We start from the raw sequence: 17,248 nt of genomic DNA, 5'->3' as shown, positions 1-17,248 counted from the left end.
CATCACGCTGGATCCTTGGCGCATCACCGGGATGGCCGCGGCCACCCTCGTACTGCTCCGCCTTCAACGCCCGGCCACAGAATGAGGCGAGAAAACCTCAGTTGGAACCCCTATTGAACTGATCTGATACCGTGCTCGCTGAAACGTCCAAAATTGAACATCCCTGTAGCGTGGCGGGAGAGTTCACCTGAGCGACCCTCAGGTGGCGCCGTAGGAGCAACACCTCCCCAGGAATCTCTCAGGCCCCCGTACCGCCACGACAAGGAACTCTGGAGAGCAGCCGAGCTTCGTGCCTGGCTCACCGACGGGGCAAGCCGGCCATGTGTCGGCACAAAACTCTCAGGTCACAGACAGAGCGGGGAGGAACTCATCGTGCTGGCGTCCGCCGGCCTGGCCTTGGAGTTCCCATGATCTGCTCCCACCCCTCCAGTTCTGACGATCGCATCAGCAGCCCAGATGGGCCTAGGGTGCCCTCGACAGTTCGTCAACGCAGACGACCATCCCGACTGCCCATCGGGATCGGGGTGTCGCACGTCGCGACCGAAGCCCTGGGCGACATCGTCCATGTCGATCTGCCCGCGGTCGGCAGCCAGCTGCGCAACGGTGCCGACACATGAGCAGGGTCGACAGCCGCATCGTGCAGCAGAGTGGACCACCCGAGCACGCGACTGTCGGCAAAGCCGCCGCGTTCGGTATAGCGGCGTCCGCAGACTTCCGTGAGCAGATGGAACGTGTCGTGACGGGCGTCAGTTTCTCGTCATCGGACTACACGAGGAGAAACTCACCCATGCACATCCGCCCGCGGGCACGCCGTCATGAGGAGCGCTCATGGCGCTGAGCGCGCTCGACCTGTTCTCCATCGGGATCGGGCCATCGTCTTCCCACACGGTCGGGCCGATGCGCGCGGCCGGCGCGTTCGTCGACGCGCTACGGGACCAGGACGAACTAGGCAGGGTTGTGCGCGTGCAGGCCGAGCTGTTCGGCTCCCTGGGCGCCACAGGTCGCGGGCACGGCTCGGACGAGGCTGTGATCTTGGGCCTGTTGGGAGACACACCCGAGGCCGTCGACACTGCCACCGTCGGTGCCCGGGCCAGGCAGATCTGCGCGGACGGACTGCTGCTGCTCGGTGGAGAGCATCAGATCGGCTTCTCACGCAGCGATGACCTGATCCTGCACAGACGCCGGAGCCTGCCGGAGCACCCCAACGGGATGACCTTCCGCGCCTTCGACCGGCAGGGCGACGCGGTCCATGAGTCGACGTACTTCTCGGTTGGTGGTGGGTTTGTGGTGGCCCAGGACGCGATGGCGCAACGACGCATCACCCCTGGCGCCACCCGTCTCCCGTATCCGTTCGCCTCGGGCGCTGAACTGCTGCGTCACTGCTCCCAGGAACAGTTGAGCATCGCCGAGGTCATGCTGGCCAACGAGCTGGTGTGGCGGTCTGAGGAGCAACTGCGTAGCGAGCTGCTGCGAATCTGGGCGGCGATGAAAGAGTGCGTCCATAACGGGTGCACCAGCCAGGAGCAGCTGCTCCCCGGAGGGTTGCAGGTGCCGCGCCGCGCCCCGCTGCTTCATACGAAGCTGTCGGCCGAGCCGGGCCGAAGCGACCCCATCGGCGCCATGGACTGGGTCACTCTCTTCGCGCTGGCGGTGAATGAGGAGAACGCCGCCGGCGGACGCGTCGTGACCGCTCCGACCAACGGCGCGGCGGGCGTCCTCCCGGCAGTACTGCACTATTACGACCGGTTCATCCCGGACGCCAGCGACGACGGAGTGGTGACGTTCCTCCTCACCGCAGCAGGCATCGGCATCCTCATCAAGGAGAACGCGTCGATCTCAGGTGCAGAAGTCGGGTGCCAGGGCGAGATTGGCTCGGCCTGCTCGATGGCCGCTGCCGGACTGTGCGCAGTCATGGGCGGGACACCCGAGCAGGTCGAGAACGCTGCCGAGATCGGCATGGAGCACAATCTGGGGCTCACGTGCGACCCGATCGGTGGACTCGTTCAGATCCCCTGTATCGAGCGCAACGCCATCGCGAGTACCAAGGCGATCAACGCGGCGCGCATCGCCCTGCACGGTGACGGCAACCACCGGGTCTCCCTCGACCAGGTGATCAAGACCATGCGCGACACCGGTGCCGACATGAAGCTGAAGTACAAGGAGACCTCTCGTGGAGGGCTGGCGGTGAACGTGATCGAATGTTGAGCGCGATGATCGGCTACCACCCTTGGTGGTCCGACCGGCCCTGCGCCCGGGGAGTGAGTCCACGGACCTATAGGTAATCTATAGGGCTAGATCCAGAGGCTCTGGCCGGTCTAGGAGCCGGTTTTCTAGGCTTGGCACGATAGCCCGCCACGACGACTCTCCTGCCGCTCGGGCCGTCCCCCTGAGACAGGATCGGCGACGCCGATTCGCCGACGAGCGCGGCCAGGCCCTCACGGAGTACGTGGCCGTCGTCGGGGTCATGATCCTCGTCGTCGCGGTGGTGTTCGCCGCGGTGACGCCGGTCGGGGTCACCGTGAGCGAGAAGCTGATCTGCGCGATCTCGTCGGTCGGCAATGACGAGGGCCAGGAGGAGTGCGTCTCCGACTCCGAGAACGGTCGCGGCGGCCGCGGCACTGACGGTGAGGGCGACGGCGACTACCCGCCCGGCGAGGACGATCCGGACGACACTGTGTGCGAGGACGAGATCACGTTGGACCGGGTGTCCGGGGCGGATATGGACCCGCTGCCCGAGAGGGCTGAGGACAACGACATGGTGGTGATCCAGGTCGGCTGCGTCTGGTACCCGGTCCCTGCCGAGTGCCTGCTCGAGCTCTCCGGCACGGCGTTCAGCGACGTCTGGAAGAAGGTCATCTCCGGTGGGGCGGAAGCAAGCCTCGACCGGGAGGGGAACGACGAGATCGCCGACTGCGTCACCGAGGGCTGGGGTGACGAGAGCGACGACCCGGATGACGACGAGTGCAACAAGACCATGCCGTCCAGCGAGGATGTCAGCCTCGACCCGCCGAGGATCCGTCTCGGCTGCAAGTGGCTCCCGGTTCCCCAGGACGTGTGCGACGACGAGTGGACGGCGTACAAGAACGCCGCGCCCGGTCGGGATCGTGCCGCGGCGTCGGGCTGGCTCGACGAGTGCGTCACGACGGCGTACGACAACATGGAGCCGGACTGCTACGTCCAGGTCAACACCCACATCGAGGACCGCACGATGTCGTTCCTCTTCTTCCGGTTCAGCAAGTCCGAGGCCGTGATGATCGAGAAGCTCGGCGACGGCCGGATCCGCGTTCAGATGCTCAAGGGCAGCGGCTTCGGTGGCGGTGTGTCCGGGGACAACATCTTCGGCTCACCGATCTCGTTCGGCGTGGCTGCGATCGACGGTGTCACGAGTGACACGGCGTACGAGTTCACGGGTATGAAGGATGCCCAGGAATGGATCAACTGGAAGAAGGAGAACGACCGGAAGCAGTCGGCTGCCGACAGCCAGACCTGCGGTCGGATGATGATCGGGTGTGACAGGGCTCAACGTGACTACAACGATCACCTGGGCAAGAGGGGTTCTGGCGCGGAGTGGAAGGGGTCGACGAAGACCACGGTGTACTTCGGCCCCGGACGGAGAGCTGGTCCAGATGTACATCACGATCGATGACCAGGCCCTCGCCACTCTCTACGAGGCGGGGATCGACGTGGAGACGGACCTGCCCTACGGGTTCGAGGCCGGTGGCGGCTGGAGCAAGAACAAGAAGGAGGGCAGCTCCTCGTTCCAGGAGTTCATCCTGGACTTCAACCAGTACCCGGAGCTGGCCAAAAAGTTCACCCCGATGGTCGACGAGCTGTTCCCGCGCGACGAGGAGGGAAAGCTGAAGAAGGACGACATCGAGATCGACCGCGACGACCAGGAGGACGGCGGGGAGCTGCGCGAGGCCCTGGAGGAGCATGGGAACGTCCGCGAGCTCACCTACGACGACTCGAAGGTCGAGGAGTCGGTCGAGGCGGGTGTGAGCTGGCAGGGGATCGTCTGTTCAAGGGGGAGTGGATCACCACCGACGAGGAGCGCGTGCTGCAGGAGTCCTCGTTCGAGGTCACCGACGCCGACGGCAACAAGGTGAAGATCAAGCCGGCGCCCCGGTGCAAGCACGAGAAGATCGAGCCGGACGACGACTACTACACGAACGGCAAGATAAAGGAAGGGCTTGGCGGCGACTGGCGCCATCCGATGTACGACAAGGACGAGGGCACCTACCCGGGGACCAACTTCGACGGTGATGTGCCCAGTGACCGAGGCGACAAGAGCCAGTCTCTGGTCGAGGAGCACCTCAAGGCGTTCCCGGACAAGAACATCATCGTCCGGCACCGGGACATCGGCCTCGAGTTCGGCCCGGACCTGAAGGGCAAGGTGCACCTGGTGACGGTGGGTGAGTTCCACGTGGTCGGTCTCGACTCCGGCACGGTCACCCGCGATGGCGACGGCGGCTATCTCAACTGGTCCTTCGACGGCAACTACTCACGGCCCGGCGACAACAAGGTGGTCAAGTTCAAGCCCATAGGGGAGTGAGGGCGGGTGGCCGAGTCGTGAGCGAGCCGGCTCGGCGGCACCGGCTCTGCGGTCCTCAGGCCCAGGACTCGCCGGTGAGCGTCTCGTAGATCTCGACGTACCGGGCGCGTCTCTCCTCGACCACGTCGTCGGGGATCTCCGGGCCGGGATAGGTGCGGGCCCAGTCGGCCAGCGTAGGACACCGTCGGTGTCGATCCCGAGCTCGAACTTCGTGTCGGCGACGATGAAGCCGCGCTCGCGGGCGATCTCGGCGCCGCGGTCGCAGATGGTGAGCGCCAGGTCCCGCAGGCGGTCCGTGGTCTCCTCGCCCAGGTCCTTGGCGACCTCCTCGATGGAGATGTACTCGTGCCCCTCGTCCGCCTTGGTCGACGGCGCGGAGACGGGCTGCGGGAGCCGGTCGACCACTCCTCGATCTTGCCTGTGAAGGGATCCGTGATCGGCTCCCGCCCCAGCCCACCACCCAGGTGCGCGGTCAGGAACGGGATCAGCAGGTAGAAACCCGTGTTCACACCCAGCTGGCTGACCAGGAGAACCCGGACGGCCATGGGAAAGCTGCGGATGATCAGGCCCCAGACGCTCACGAAGCCGGCAGCCCGCGTGAGTCGCCCGGCCACGCGACCGTGGGGTTCCGGGTGCGAGGGCCGCTCCGTGGGCGCGTCGAACCTCGCCGCGGCTCTCAGTAGGTCGCTGACCTCGCCGCTCACATCGTAGTGAGCGACCCCGCGGGTAAACACGATGGCCGGACCCGGCGCTGTCCCGCCCACGGCGGTCCCGCCGCTGTGCGCGGCGCCGTCCTCGACGGACAGCCACGTCCCTTCGCGCAGACCGAGCACCGGCACGTCGGTGACCTCAAGAAACTCGGCCAGGCGCTGCTCGCAGGTCTCACCGTTGTGCGTGCTGGCGGGGTCCGCGTCGACAAATGTGCGTTGAGCCGGAACGGCACCAGGCCCAGTGCCTCGAACGGCGCCGGCTGCGTGGTCGGCATGTCGTTCGTGGTGCGGATGCTCGGTCCGGCGATCGCCGTGCCGGCACGCGCGCCGATGTAGGGCAGCCCGTCGCGGCCGCGGGCCGCGAGCCGGGTGACCAGGCCGAGGCGTTGCCACGGCTTCCGCGATGTCGCCTGAGGGGGCTGCCGAGGGTGCTCGTCGGCATGTTGCGAGTCGCTTCGATCGCCAAGAACCTTGAACGGTCGAATTCCACAGTGTCGAATTCCACAGTGAGGAATGCAGATGACTGAGATCACTGCGCACCACGGACTGTTCAGGGACACCGCGCTGCATGTCGATGACACGGGCGGACCAGGCCGACCGGTGGTGCTGATTCACGGATGGCCGTTGTCGGGGGAGGCGTTCCGGCACCAGGTCGCCGCACTGGTCGAGGCAGGCTACCGGGTCGTGACGTACGACCGGCGCGGGTTCGGCCGCAGCGACAAGCCCTTGACCGGCTACACCTACGACACGCTGACCGAGGATCTGCACACCCTGCTGACCCAGCTGGACCTGGAGGACGCGACCCTCGTCGGCTTCTCGATGGGTGGTGGCGAGGTCGCCCGATACTTCTCGCAGTACGGCTCCGAGCGGGTTCGCAGTGCGGTGTTCGCCTCGGCGGTGCCGCCGTTCCTGGTGCGCCTGCCGGGCAACCCGGAGGGCCCCCTGCTGGAGTCCGAGGCGATGAAGATGACCGCGCAGCTCACCGCGGACGCCGACGGTTTCTACGAGCAGTTCACCACCGACTTCTTCTCGGTCGACGGTGCGCTGGCCGTCCCCGAGCAGGAGAGGCAGGACGCCCTGGTGCTGTGCGCGCAGGCAGACAAGAAGGCGGCGTTGGCCTGCATGGCGGCTTTCGGGCACACCGACTTCCGGGAGGATCTGGGAGAGGTCACGGTGCCGACCCTGGTGCTGCACGGTGACTCCGACGCCGTGGTGCCGTTCGAAGGTTCCGGGCGGCGTACGCGCGATGCGATCGTGGGAAGCGAGCTGCATGTCGTCGCCGGTGGTCCGCACGGCGTCAACGTGAGCCACAGCCAGGAGTGGAACCGTGTTCTGATCGGCTTCCTCGACCGGTAGCACGTCAGGCCATCATGTCCGGGCGCGTCCTCGGGCGTCGGCGGGGCCACGACGACTGGCGTCGCATGATCGACACGATCGTGCTCGGTGCGAAGGTCGCGATGATCGAGCCCGGTGCCGTGCAGACCGAGCTCAACGACCACATCACCGACGCGGACGCAAAGAAGACGTCGCAAGTGAACTATCGATGGACTCGCTGGAGGCCGAGGACATCGCCGCGGTGATCGTCTACGCCGCCACTCAGCCCGACCACATGGCAGCAACAGATCAAGGAGACACTCGCATGTTCGACAAGAAGACCAACATAGCCTCGCAGGAAGCCTTCGGTGAGGCAGTCAACACCGGCAATCTGAGCGCGTTCGACCAGCTTGTCGCGCCTGATGCCGTCGACCATGACCCCGCGCCAGGCCAGGGTGCCGGTCCCGACGGCTTCAAGACGTTCTTCTCCGAGATGCGGACCGCTTTCCCTGATCTGCACGTCCAGGTCGAGACCCTGGTCGCCGACGATGACCAGGTTGCGTTCGCCTACACGCTGACCGGGACCCACAGCGGCCCTTTCCAGGGCAACGACGCCACCGGCAAGGCGTTCCAGGTGCGCGGCGTCCAGATCAGCAAGTTCATCGACGGCAAGCTCGTCGAACGGTGGGGCAGCAGTGACGAGCTCGGCATCATGACCCAGCTCGGTCTGGTCTGACCTGTCCAGCGGGTGATGCTCGACGTCTTCGCCGCAGCCGAACGTGACCGCTACCAGGAGATCCACGAGCACAAGCGGGGACGCATCATCGTCGAGGACCCGAACTCGGCTTTGAGCGCACCGACGGCGTGGTGCTCACTCGGTCACCCAGCAAGGGCGCGATGACGAGCAGAAGAAGGCGCTCTACCGCGCCCTGGCCGATCAGTTCGAGGCCGAAGCGGATGTGCGCTCACAAGAGCTGAGGAGCTCGGTCGTGGCCAACGAGTCTCGTCGCCTGCGAGCTCAAGAAGCGGGCTTGCCGGTCACGGGACGTACTGATGCAGCGGGAGGTCTGTCAGGTTCCACCGGGTTCAGGCGTCCGGTGAACACGCCGGCTCCCTGCCGGGCGGGGATCCCGGACTCGCAGCGCGAGGCGGCCATAAGAGATTTGCTGCGACGGTTAGTTGCGGGCGTCCACCAGACTTCAGTGGCGGCTGTGCTGAGTGACGCCCGTCGTGGTCGGCTTGGGAGCTTGCTGGTCGTGAGTTGAACCAAGCGCGTCGGAGGCGTTGTCAGCCACGGGACACCCCTAGGCAGGTGCGCAGCCGATTGAGACCGTCTCGGATGCGGGTCTTGACGGTGGGGAGCGGCGCGCCGAGATGCTCGGCGACCTCCCGATAGGTGAGGCCGCCGTAGTAGGCCGCCACGACGGCCTCGCGCTGGGTCGAGGTCAGTGACGTGAGACAGCGGCGCACGGCAGCGCCGTCGAGTCGGCGTTCGACCTCTTCGGCGACACTGTCGTCAGTGCCCGCGAAAGTGGCGTCGAGATCGCGTTGGTCGCGGTCTTGTCGGGACCGCTCTGCCCGGACGCGGTCCACGGCGCGCCGACGAGCGATCGTCGCTACCCAGGTGCTTGCGGAGGCGCGTGCCGGGTCGAACCGTGCAGCGGTCCGCCACACCTCCAGCATCACGTCCTGGGTTACCTCGGCGGCGTGGTCCGGATCGCGCAGCACTCCGAGCGAGGTGCCATAAGCCAAGGGGGCCAGCGCGTCATAGACCGGGCGGAAGATCGCGGGCGCCGCGCCGACGCAGGCCATCAGGGCTGATTCGACGGAGCCCGGGGCCGGCACGGCTTGTGGGCGCCCGGGCCGCCGCTTGACACCTGGAACGGTCTGAGGCGAGGCAGCCTCGGCACCGTTGACCCTGGCTAGGGGTTCCCATGCGGACAAGGATCGCCTTGTGCCGTTCATGGTCGCTGCTCGGTCCCGTGTGCCTCGCCCGTGTGGTCGATATTGCGCTGCATCATCGCAGGATAGGTAAGGGCGTCAGGTCCGCCGATGTCAAAACCATGGCCGACCGTCGCACCAACCCCCGGGGTCCGCTCTGCACGGTTATGAGGGCGTGATCGATGGACATGGTTGCTCCCTTTCCATCGATAATCGAGCAATCATAGGCAGGGTTGGTGTTCACCCGCCTCCCGGGTTCAGGCAGATCTCTGAGTCAGAGACGCTTCTATGTTCGTCAAGCTGGGACGGCGAGGGCGTTTGTCCTGGTCAGTAGCTTGAAGATCTTGCGGGTGAGGTAGCGCTTGAGCTGGCGTCGGATCTCGCGGGTGGTCTTGCCCTCGGTAGTGCGTTTCTGCAGGTAGTTGCGGGTTTCGTCGTGGGTGCGCATGCGGACGAGAGTCGCGATGTGCAGTGCCTTGTTCAGTCGTCGGTCGCCGCCGCGGTCGAGACGGTGATGGTCGCTGCGGTTGCCAGAGGAGGCTGGGATCGGTGCGGTGCCGGCCAGGCGGGCGAACGCGGCTTCGGAGCGGACCCTGCCGGGGTGGGACCAGGCGGCCAGGATGACGGCGGCCGTGTAGGGGCCGATCCCTGGTTCCTCGAGCAGGTCAGGGGCGTGCTCGGTGACCAGGGTCCGCAGGGTGGTGTTGTTCTCTTTGAGCTGGGTGTCGAGCTCGCAGATGCGGGCCGCCAGGCGCACAGCCTCGGTGCGGGCGATCTGCTGGTCCAAGGCCTCCTCGCGGGCCCGCCAGGCCTTGACCGTCTTGATCTGAACGGTGGTGAGCGGGCCGGGGGCGTCGATGCCGAGGTCGTGAGTGCGCAGCAGCCCGGTCAGTGCGTTGACCTGGACTGTCCGGTCGCGAGAGAGACGGTCGCGGGCGGTGGTCAGGACCTGCAGAGCACCGGCGACCTGCCCGGCCCGGTGGTCACGCAGCTCGTCGGCGGGTAGCCCGAGCACGTCACGGGCAGCGCGGTCCGCGTCCAGGGCGTCGGTCTTGGCCCGACCCTTGCCCCGCACCGGTGTCAACGCCTCGACGACCCGATACCCGACGTTGGCGAGGTGGGCTGCGGCCAGGCGTCCGTAGGAGCCGGTGCCCTCCATGCTGACTAGCACCGCTTGCGGTGTGTCGACCGTCCGCCGTGCGATCCATGACGTGGCCCGGGCCAGGCCGGTCTGCGTGGTCGGGAACGTCTGCGCGTCGACATGCGCTCCGGTCGTTGTCTCGATGATCGAGTACATGTGCTGGCGGGCGTGGGTGTCGACCCCGACGACGAAGAGGTAGGTCTGAGCGACGGTCGGGACTTCTGCGAGTATGGGCACTGCGATGTTCTCCCTTGCCTGGACGGACGTCGTTGCCGGCGTCGGCCTGGGTAGGAGTCACCGCGGGACATCACTGTCATGGGCCACGACCCGCGAAGGTCGGACATGCTTCTGATCAGGTCATCGAGGTGGGCCAGGCTGACGTCGGCTGCCCCGGCACGCGGACGAGTCTCTAACAGGAGCACACCGGGACGAGCTCGGTGGCCATGCGTTATTCGAGTCACGCGCGCAGGGCAGAACGAGGTCAGCCTGACCAGCCAGTCCCAGACCAGCCACTCGAAAGACTGACAGCGTTATTCACGGGTTCGGGGCGGCCCACCCTGTGTCCGGTTTGATCGTGGTTGTCGAGACCTGATCGAACCGAGAACGAGGGGCCGTTGCGCTACCACTCTACTGTCGGGCTGAACCCTGCCCAGACGCCCGAGCTGATCGCCCGCGCGTGGCAGGTGCACGACGGGAGGCCGCCAGCCGAGCGGGAGAACTTCACGATGCCGTTCGGGCGGGCGGTGGTGATGGTGCTGATCATGGCGCGGCACAACCTGCGCCAGCAGATGACCGCCGACCTGTACGAAACCTCCCAGCCCACGGTCTCGCGGATCTGGCGGTATCTGATCGCTCTGCTCGGGCAGGTCACCGCGCTGGACCGCAAGCACCTGAGCCAGGCACTGGAACGCGGGGTCGTGCTGATCGACGGCACACCGATCCCGACCGGGAACCGTGCCGGGACGGGCACGACGAACTTCGCTCGGCTTGCACCGCAAGCAGGCCCTGAACATCCAGGTCGCAGCCCGCCTGGGCGGCGACCTGGTCGCCGCCTCCGTGCCGGTGCGTGGCTCACGGCACGACTCGCGCGCCCAGGAAGAGGTCGGCTGGGCCGACCAGATCACCACCGTCCGCGCCGGCAACGAGCTGCTGGCCGTGTTCGCCGACACCGCCTACGTCAAGCACACCAAGCTCACACCGCGACCGAAGAAGAAGGACGTGCCGCGCACCGAGCAGGACAGGGAATGGAACCGCAAGATCGCCAGCATGCGGGCACCGGTCGAGCGAACGATCGCGCACCTCAAGCAGTGGAAGATCCTCTCGACCGGCTACCGCGGGCGCCTGGCCGAACTACCAAGCGTGATCCACGCGGTCACCAACCTCAAGTTCTACCGTCAGGCCACGTGAATAACGCTCCCAGGCCAATCGGGAGGTCGGTTGCAGAGCAAGCAGCGAATCGGGGGAGCTGCGGCCGGTCCACCGGATGGACTGCTCCCAGCACGCGCACCCTCCCAGCACGCGCATCAGAGTGTCCTGCACGATGCCCACTCCGGCGTCGGTCTCCAGTGCGATCGACACCGATCACGCAGGTCGCCAAGGACGTCGGATCGCGAGTCGTGCCGCCGCTGTTGAAGGCCGCCAGCGCGTGACGGGCCCCGTGGGTGCAGGACGACCTCGTCGTACAAAGCGAACGTCACGCGGAGGACGTACACCGCATCTCGGAAGTCAGGACTGCAGAGCGAGTACGTGCATGTTCTCGTCGTCTTCGACCACCGCGATCGCTCCGGTAGCGACCGCGGTTCCGATCTTGATCAGGTCCGGGCGACGATCAACGAGATCGGGGTGATCAAGGAGAATTCTCGGTTCAGTATTGGACGATTGAGGAGTAGTTGGAAGACGGCCTGCGCTCCGCTATCGGCGCGTTCTCGTCGCAACGCTTTTCGGGCGAAGCCTCTCTCGTGCGGTAGATGCGAAACGATTAATCCTCCTCTTCTTTTCTCTTGTCCACACTGTTGGAGGGCACAGGGCGACGCTCACGCCAACGCATCGCCAACGCCGTTGGTCCGCTGGTCTTCGCCCGATCGACTACGAGGCTGCGCCAGCACACGGCACCGAATTAACTCGATTGCGACATGTGTGGGGAATTGGTCAGCGGGGTGAGCGCCGAGTCGTTGAATGGTGAATTGCATTCGGAATGCGGGCGCAGGGGCTTCATTCTATTTTGAGTTGGCATTGTCCACTCAGGCGACATCTCGTCGCCGGCATATAGGAGGACTTGTTACATGCGCACGTCACGAATCGCTACCCTCGCCGCCTCTGCGGCCCTCGTCGGCCTGCCCCTGGCAGCCGCACCCGCCAGCGCCGGCATCCCCGCCAATGCCGACGCCCACGACAGCAACGAGCTCACCGCCGAGCTCATGCAGCTCAACGACTCGGGTGCCTCGGGCACCGCATGGGCCATGGTCGATGGCAACCAGGTCGAGATCAGCCTCGAGACCGAGGGGCTGCTCGACGGTGCACCGCACGCCCAGCACATCCACATCGGCGGGCAGAACGTCTGCCCGGCGAACGACCAGGAGGGCAGCGGTTTCGAGGGCGCCCTGCAGACCAGTGACGGGGCCGACGAGTACGGCGCCATCGCGGTCTCGCTGACGAAGGAGCCGGGCATGACCGGCGCCGAGCACGGGCTCGACGTCGACAACTTCCCGGCCGAGGGCAGCTACTCCTACTCGCGGACCATCGAGGTCTCCGAAGAGGTAGCCCAGCAGATCGCCGACGGCGACGGTGTGGTCGTCGTCCACGGTGTCGACCACGACGGCTCCGGCACGTACGACGGCGACACGAAGTCGGACCTCGACCCGGAGCTGCCGTCCGAGGCGACCGACCCGGCCGCCTGCGGTGAGCTCAACGCCGCTCAGATGAGCATGCCGCACGGTGGCACCGAGGCCGGTGGGACCGACACTGCGGGCATCGAGTACCCGGGCGCCGTCGTCCTCGGCGCCCTGGCCATGGGCCTCGGTGGGATCGGCCTGGTCGCCGCCCGTCGCCGCACCACCAACTGACGCACATGACATCCGAGCAGCGCAGCGCACGCCGTCGCCGCAGCACACCGGTGGTAGTGGTGTGCCCTGCGCTGCTCGTAGTCGGTGGCGGCATCGTGGCGTGGGCAGCCGACCCAGCGGAGCCCGGTAAACACCGTGCACATCGGTGACCCGACCGGGCTGTTTCGGTGCCCGCGGAACCACGAGCTCAGGCGCGAACTCCGTCTGGCCTTCCCGATGCAGCGCGAGGCATAGCCATGGCTGCCTTGACCGGCTCGGGTGGTCGTCGTGGTAGCGGCATGCGGTACGCGTGACCCTGGGCCCGTTCGACAGGGTTCTTGGGTCGCCGCTCCAGGGTGCCGCTCAGTCCAGCTCGTCGAGCTTGCGTCGGAGTCGGTCTGCTTGTGCCTCGGCTCGCGGCCGCCACCTGCCGCTGCCGCTGTTGAGGGTGCTGGCCCGCTGACCGAGCCCCTCACCGGTGTGCGCGCCGAGTGAGGTGCCGGCCACGGCAGTCAGGTTGGCAGGCGAACTTCGGGACGATTCGATCCAAACCAATCCGCTTCCGCAGGGTCTCCGAACCAACCAACATGAGCCTTGCCGCTACCACCCCGCTCGCGGCCCTCGCGCGCTTCTTGCCCGCGGTGCGGTCGGCCGTTCCGCACCTCGCCACCTTCGGCGGTGTCGGGATCGTCGCGTTCCTTGTCGATGTCGGGGTATTTAACGCGCTCCGCGCGACCGTCCTGATGGACCAGGTGATCTGGGCCAAGGTCGTCTCGGTGACGATCGCCACCGGGGTCGCCTGGTTGGGCCATCGGCAGCTGACGTTCCGGGCAACACGTCGTTCGAAAGTCGCGGCAGAGCTGCTCTTCTTCGTCCTGGCGAACGGTGGCGGGTTGTTGATCGCGGCCGGGTGCCTCTTCGTCTCGCACTACCTGCTCGGCTTCACATCCGCTTTGGCCGACAACGTCGCGGGAAACGTCGTCGGCCTCGCGCTAGGCACGGCCTTCCGGTACCTCGCCTATCGCTTCTTTGTCTTTGCCCCGACGCGGGAGACCGTTTCGTGAGGACGCCGTTCATCGCCCCCTTGACCGATGTGACACCCGGCCCGCTCCTGACCCCCGAGCCCGACACGGCTCGCGCTCCGTCCGACCTGCCCAACCGTGACGTCGTCGATCCCGGCCTGGTCGATGCCGCTCAGGATGCCGCGGGGCTGGACTGGGCCGCGCTCGCCGGGTACTGCGCACTGGTCATGCTCGCCCTGGCACTGACCGCGGTCGCCGCGACGACCCTGTGGTGGATGCTCTACGCCTGGCGTTCGAAGGGGACCTTGGAGAGCACGGGCTTCTCCAAGAAGCCGCACGAACCGGTCAATACCTTCACGCTGCTCGTTCCTGGACGGCACGAGGAGGAGGTGATGGGCCAGACGCTCGACACGCTCGCGGCGCAGACCCACCCCCGGGTGCAGATCATTGCGATCGTCGGTCACGACGACCCTGGGACCGAGGCTGTCGCGCGTGATGCCGCGGCACGCCATCCCGATCGCATCGAGGTCGTCGTGGACGACAGCGTCCCGAAGAACAAGCCCAAGGCCCTGAACCGTGCGCTGCCGTTCGCGACGGGCGATGTGGTCGGCGTCTTCGACGCGGAGGACGAGGTGCATCCGGACCTGCTCCGGCACATCGACTCGCGGTTCACGGAGACCGGCGCGGTGGTCGTCCAGGGTGGCGTGCAGCTGATGAACTTCCGCACCAGCTGGTGGTCGCTGCGCAACGTGCTGGAGTACTACTTCTGGTTCCGTTCCCGGCTGCACTTCCACGCTGGTGCCAAGTTCATCCCGCTCGGTGGGAACACCGTGTTCGTGCGGCGTGAGGCCCTCGAGCGCAACGACGGGTGGGATCCCGAGTGCCTTGCGGAGGACTGCGAGCTGGGCGTACGACTCTCCAGCCAAGGCGCCAAGGTGGTCGTCGCCTACAGCCCGGAGTACGTGACCCGCGAGGAGACCCCCGGGTCGCTGAAGTCGCTCTACAAGCAACGAACTCGCTGGAACCAGGGCTTTCTCCAGGTGCTGAGGAAGGGCGAGTGGCGGGCGCTCCCGCATCGGTCGCAGCGCATGTTCGCGCGGTACATGCTCGCGATGCCCTTCTTGCAGGCGGCCACCGGGCTCCTCATCCCGCTCTCGGTGTGCTTGATCCTCTTCGCGAAGGTACCGACGGTCGTCGCGCTCCTGACCTTCATCCCGCTCGCGCCGACGCTGGTGACCCTGGCGGTCGAGGTCGCCGCTCTTGGCGAGTTCGGCCGGCTGTACGGCCAGAAGGTGCGGGCCCGCGACTACGCCCGACTGGTTCTCGGCACCATCCCGTTCCAGGTCTTCCTCGCGGTCGCCGCGATCCGCTCCGTGTTCCGCGAGGTGCGCGGCGCGAGGAACTGGGAGAAGACCGAGCACACCGGAGCCCACCGGGAGTCGGCGCCGGACGCGCACCCCGTGACCGAGAAGATGGTCATCCAGAGGGTTGCGGCATGACTGCCGTCACCAAGATCCGCGCTCCCGTCGCGTCGATCGGAGCCGGGTTGAAGCGCTCGAGGTCCCGGGCGGCGGCCTGGGCTCTGGCGCGGCGGCGCTCTCTGCTCTGGCTCTCGCCAGTCGTGGTCCTGGGCGCGATCGTGAGCTTCGTCAACGTCGGCGGCGCCCCGCAGCGGATCGACGACGAGGGCACGTACACGGCGCAGGCGTGGGCCGTGACGAACTTCGGCGAGCTCGCGCACTACACCTACTGGTATGACCACCCGCCGCTCGGCTGGCTCCAGATCGCCGGCTACACCGAGCTGACCGGAGCGTTCGCACGGTGGGACATCGCTGTGCTGGCCGGCCGCGAAGCCGTGCTCGTCGCATCGGTCATCGCTGTCGTGCTGCTCTGGGTGCTGGCCCGCCGGGTCGGCTTGTCGCGGCCCGCTGCTTCCGCCGCCGGTCTGATCTTCATGCTGTCTCCGCTCGCGCTGCAGTTTCACCGCACGGTCTACCTCGACAACATCGCAGTGCCCTGGCTGCTCCTGGCCTTCGTGCTCGCCATGAATCGGAACGGGCAGCTGGCGGCGTTCGCCGGCTCGGCGGCGGCGTTCGGTGTCGCGGTGCTCACCAAGGAGACGTTCCTGCTGGCTCTGCCGGTGCTGGTCTGGGTCATGGTGCGCGCATCCCACCGGGAGACCAGGCGCTACACCCTCTCGGTCTCAGCCAGCATCCTCGTGCTGATCGGGGGCAGCTATCTGCTGCTGGCCGCCGTCAAAGGCGAGCTGCTGAGCGGTCCAGGGCACGTGAGCCTGACGGACGGGATCGTCTTCCAGCTCGGGTCCCGCGCGAGCAGCGGTTCGCTCACCGACCCCGGGTCGCTCATCAACCGCACGCTGGGTATGTGGTGGCAGCTCGACCAAGTCTTCATCATCCTTGCGATCGCTGCCGCCGTCGTGGCGCTGTTCCTGCGCCGGCTCCGGCCTTATGGTGCGCTCCTGCTGGGGCTGACGGTGTTCATGCTCCGGCCCGGGGGCTATGTGCCGGTGCCCTACGTGGTCGCACTGCTTCCGTTCGGCGCGCTGCTGATCGCCGGCGTGGTGAACGACGCCGTCGTGCGGCGGCGCCGCAAGGAAGCGCCCCGACGGAGGCTCGCCATGGCAACCGTGGCGATCGCAGCCGTCGGTGCGCTCACGGCCGCGCCCCTGTGGACCACGCAGCTTCGGGGCTTCCTCCTCGCGGACCTCGACCGGCCCATGCGCTCGGCCCAGGAATGGCTCACCCAGAACGTCTCCCGTGACCAGCGGCTGATCGTCGACGACGCCATGTGGGTAGACCTGGTGCAGGCTGGATGGGACCGCGAGAACGTCGTCTGGTACTACAAGCTCGACACCGACCCGGAGGTGCAGGCGCAGTCGCCCAACGGCTGGCGTGACTCCGACTACGTCATCACCACGGACTCGATGCGGACCTTCCCCGGCGCGTTCCCGCAGGTGCGTGAGGCGACCGAGAACTCAGTAGTGGTTGCCTCGTTCGGCGAGGGCACGCAGGCCGTCGAGATCCGGCGGGTCGCCGTCGCCGGAGCCGACGCCGCCAGCGAGGCCCAGGGTGTGGCGGCCGATGAGCGCAAGACGCTCGGCACCCAGCTCGCAGTCAATCCGGACGTGCAACTCACTGCCGACGATCGCGATCGTCTGGTCGCGGGACAGATCGACACGCCCATCGTCGCCCTGCTCGGCGCCCTCGCCGGATCAGGGGGCGTGGTCGTCTCAGGATTCCCGGTCATCGAAGGAGAGGACAGCCGGCCCGTCCGCCAGGTAGCGATCTCGCAGCTCGATGGAGAGCCCTCCGTCGTGGACGGCGAACCGAGCGCCGACATCCGCGACCTTGTCACGTCGCTCGACGGGAGCTACGCACCGGCCGACGTCCGTGTCGACGGTGACAACGTCGTACTCCGGTATCCGGTCTCGCTCCAGGGAACCCTGCCATGACCCTCACCCACGGGGCGTCCCACCAACCAGAGCACCCACCTTTGCGCATGATTCC

Annotated in this window: 18 protein-coding genes, 1 pseudogene and 2 riboswitches; of the genes and pseudogenes, 13 read left to right on the top strand and 6 right to left on the bottom strand. The window is 66.9% G+C overall.

What is annotated here, in order from left to right; genetic code table 11:
• Positions 1–164 precede the first annotated feature (164 nt).
• A riboswitch (glycine riboswitch) is annotated at positions 165–264 on the top strand.
• A gap of 3 nt (positions 265–267) precedes the next feature.
• Positions 268–356, top strand: a riboswitch (glycine riboswitch).
• Positions 357–828: 472 nt separating this feature from the next.
• The 4 genes from APR04_RS23220 (at position 829) to APR04_RS23205 (ending at position 4,552) form a co-directional block, all read left to right on the top strand.
• Positions 829–2,205, top strand: coding sequence for an L-serine ammonia-lyase (locus APR04_RS23220; protein WP_253868422.1), 1,377 nt, complete (start codon positions 829–831; stop codon positions 2,203–2,205).
• 241 nt (positions 2,206–2,446) lie between these two features.
• Positions 2,447–3,646: a hypothetical protein gene (locus APR04_RS23215; protein WP_253874904.1), complete on the top strand. Its 1,200-nt coding sequence runs from the start codon at positions 2,447–2,449 to the stop codon at positions 3,644–3,646.
• Entirely contained in the window at positions 3,627–4,106 is a 480-nt protein-coding gene (locus APR04_RS23210; RefSeq protein ID WP_253874898.1) for a hypothetical protein, read from the top strand. The genes APR04_RS23215 and APR04_RS23210 overlap by 20 nt, the downstream gene beginning before the upstream one ends.
• Positions 4,055–4,552, top strand: a complete 498-nt coding sequence (locus APR04_RS23205) for a hypothetical protein (protein ID WP_253874896.1) — start codon at positions 4,055–4,057, stop codon at positions 4,550–4,552. The genes APR04_RS23210 and APR04_RS23205 overlap by 52 nt, the downstream gene beginning before the upstream one ends.
• Here APR04_RS23205 and APR04_RS23200 read toward each other — a convergent pair.
• Both APR04_RS23200 and APR04_RS31370 read right to left on the bottom strand, forming a co-directional pair.
• Positions 4,502–4,957: a phosphoribosylaminoimidazolesuccinocarboxamide synthase gene (locus tag APR04_RS23200; protein ID WP_253874894.1), complete on the bottom strand. Its 456-nt coding sequence runs from the start codon at positions 4,955–4,957 to the stop codon at positions 4,502–4,504. The genes APR04_RS23205 and APR04_RS23200 overlap by 51 nt on opposite strands.
• A 295-nt stretch (positions 4,958–5,252) precedes the next feature.
• Complete coding sequence (locus APR04_RS31370) at positions 5,253–5,795, bottom strand: Type 1 glutamine amidotransferase-like domain-containing protein (protein ID WP_372496157.1); 543 nt, start codon at positions 5,793–5,795, stop codon at positions 5,253–5,255.
• Between APR04_RS31370 and APR04_RS23190 the strand changes: the two genes are divergently transcribed.
• The 4 genes and pseudogenes from APR04_RS23190 to APR04_RS31365 all read left to right on the top strand — a co-directional run.
• A complete protein-coding gene (locus APR04_RS23190) occupies positions 5,782–6,618 on the top strand; it encodes an alpha/beta fold hydrolase (protein WP_253874890.1) in 837 nt (278 codons plus the stop codon). The two genes, APR04_RS31370 and APR04_RS23190, sit on opposite strands and share 14 nt — an antisense overlap.
• Positions 6,619–6,683: 65 nt before the next feature.
• Positions 6,684–6,842 carry a hypothetical protein gene (locus APR04_RS23185; RefSeq protein ID WP_253874888.1) on the top strand — a complete coding sequence of 53 codons (159 nt, stop codon included), beginning with the start codon at positions 6,684–6,686 and terminating at the stop codon, positions 6,840–6,842.
• On the top strand, positions 6,839–7,312 hold the full coding sequence (locus tag APR04_RS23180) for an ester cyclase (RefSeq protein WP_253874880.1): 474 nt from the start codon (positions 6,839–6,841) through the stop codon (positions 7,310–7,312). The genes APR04_RS23185 and APR04_RS23180 overlap by 4 nt, the downstream gene beginning before the upstream one ends.
• 154 nt (positions 7,313–7,466) lie before the next feature.
• Positions 7,467–7,841 (top strand): annotated as a pseudogene (locus tag APR04_RS31365) (tautomerase family protein); the annotation flags it as partial.
• Between the two features lie 22 nt (positions 7,842–7,863).
• Here the strand turns inward: APR04_RS31365 and APR04_RS23175 are convergent.
• The 3 genes from APR04_RS23175 to APR04_RS23165 all read right to left on the bottom strand — a co-directional run bounded on the left by APR04_RS23175 (position 7,864) and on the right by APR04_RS23165 (position 10,421).
• Positions 7,864–8,388, bottom strand: coding sequence for a sigma-70 family RNA polymerase sigma factor (locus APR04_RS23175; protein ID WP_253874878.1), 525 nt, complete (start codon positions 8,386–8,388; stop codon positions 7,864–7,866).
• A gap of 424 nt (positions 8,389–8,812) precedes the next feature.
• Entirely contained in the window at positions 8,813–9,889 is a 1,077-nt protein-coding gene (locus APR04_RS23170; protein WP_372496159.1) for an IS110 family RNA-guided transposase, read from the bottom strand.
• A gap of 388 nt (positions 9,890–10,277) precedes the next feature.
• A complete protein-coding gene (locus APR04_RS23165; RefSeq protein ID WP_253874867.1) occupies positions 10,278–10,421 on the bottom strand; it encodes a hypothetical protein in 144 nt (47 codons plus the stop codon).
• 224 nt (positions 10,422–10,645) lie between these two features.
• Here APR04_RS23165 and APR04_RS23160 point away from each other — a divergent pair, with 224 nt between their 5' ends.
• Positions 10,646–11,065: a transposase family protein gene (locus APR04_RS23160; RefSeq protein WP_253874865.1), complete on the top strand. Its 420-nt coding sequence runs from the start codon at positions 10,646–10,648 to the stop codon at positions 11,063–11,065.
• Positions 11,066–11,940: 875 nt separating this feature from the next.
• Positions 11,941–12,720: a CHRD domain-containing protein gene (locus tag APR04_RS23155; protein WP_253874863.1), complete on the top strand. Its 780-nt coding sequence runs from the start codon at positions 11,941–11,943 to the stop codon at positions 12,718–12,720.
• Positions 12,721–13,062: 342 nt separating this feature from the next.
• Here APR04_RS23155 and APR04_RS23150 read toward each other — a convergent pair whose 3' ends face one another.
• Positions 13,063–13,206, bottom strand: a complete 144-nt coding sequence (locus APR04_RS23150) for a hypothetical protein (protein ID WP_253874861.1) — start codon at positions 13,204–13,206, stop codon at positions 13,063–13,065.
• A gap of 80 nt (positions 13,207–13,286) precedes the next feature.
• On the opposite strand from APR04_RS23150, the gene APR04_RS23145 reads away from it, so the two are divergent.
• The 3 genes from APR04_RS23145 to APR04_RS23135 are packed head-to-tail and all read left to right on the top strand — an operon-like array spanning position 13,287 to position 17,193.
• On the top strand, positions 13,287–13,763 hold the full coding sequence (locus APR04_RS23145; RefSeq protein ID WP_253874859.1) for a GtrA family protein: 477 nt from the start codon (positions 13,287–13,289) through the stop codon (positions 13,761–13,763).
• On the top strand, positions 13,760–15,220 hold the full coding sequence (locus tag APR04_RS23140; RefSeq protein WP_253874857.1) for a glycosyltransferase: 1,461 nt from the start codon (positions 13,760–13,762) through the stop codon (positions 15,218–15,220). Before APR04_RS23145 ends, APR04_RS23140 begins: the two co-directional genes overlap by 4 nt.
• Positions 15,217–17,193 (top strand): ArnT family glycosyltransferase, encoded by a 1,977-nt coding sequence (locus APR04_RS23135; RefSeq protein ID WP_253874855.1) that lies wholly within the window; start codon positions 15,217–15,219, stop codon positions 17,191–17,193. Before APR04_RS23140 ends, APR04_RS23135 begins: the two co-directional genes overlap by 4 nt.
• Positions 17,194–17,248: the final 55 nt, after the last annotated feature.

Source organism: Promicromonospora umidemergens (assembly GCF_024171995.1).
GTDB classification, from domain to species: Bacteria; Actinomycetota; Actinomycetes; order Actinomycetales; family Cellulomonadaceae; genus Promicromonospora; species Promicromonospora umidemergens.
Note: the sequence above shows the minus strand (reverse complement) of the source record. Positions and strands in the feature narration are given on the sequence as shown.

Coding starts and splice junctions, on each gene's coding strand:
- APR04_RS23220 (WP_253868422.1), top strand. CDS start 829: ATGGCGCTGAGCGCGCTCGACCTGTTCTCCATCGGGATCGGGCCATCG.
- APR04_RS23210 (WP_253874898.1), top strand. CDS start 3,627: ATGTACATCACGATCGATGACCAGGCCCTCGCCACTCTCTACGAGGCG.
- APR04_RS23190 (WP_253874890.1), top strand. CDS start 5,782: ATGACTGAGATCACTGCGCACCACGGACTGTTCAGGGACACCGCGCTG.
- APR04_RS23185 (WP_253874888.1), top strand. CDS start 6,684: ATGATCGACACGATCGTGCTCGGTGCGAAGGTCGCGATGATCGAGCCC.
- APR04_RS23175 (WP_253874878.1), bottom strand. CDS start 8,388: ATGGCCTGCGTCGGCGCGGCGCCCGCGATCTTCCGCCCGGTCTATGAC.
- APR04_RS23165 (WP_253874867.1), bottom strand. CDS start 10,421: ATGATCAGCACCATCACCACCGCCCGCCCGAACGGCATCGTGAAGTTC.
- APR04_RS23155 (WP_253874863.1), top strand. CDS start 11,941: ATGCGCACGTCACGAATCGCTACCCTCGCCGCCTCTGCGGCCCTCGTC.
- APR04_RS23145 (WP_253874859.1), top strand. CDS start 13,287: ATGAGCCTTGCCGCTACCACCCCGCTCGCGGCCCTCGCGCGCTTCTTG.
- APR04_RS23135 (WP_253874855.1), top strand. CDS start 15,217: ATGACTGCCGTCACCAAGATCCGCGCTCCCGTCGCGTCGATCGGAGCC.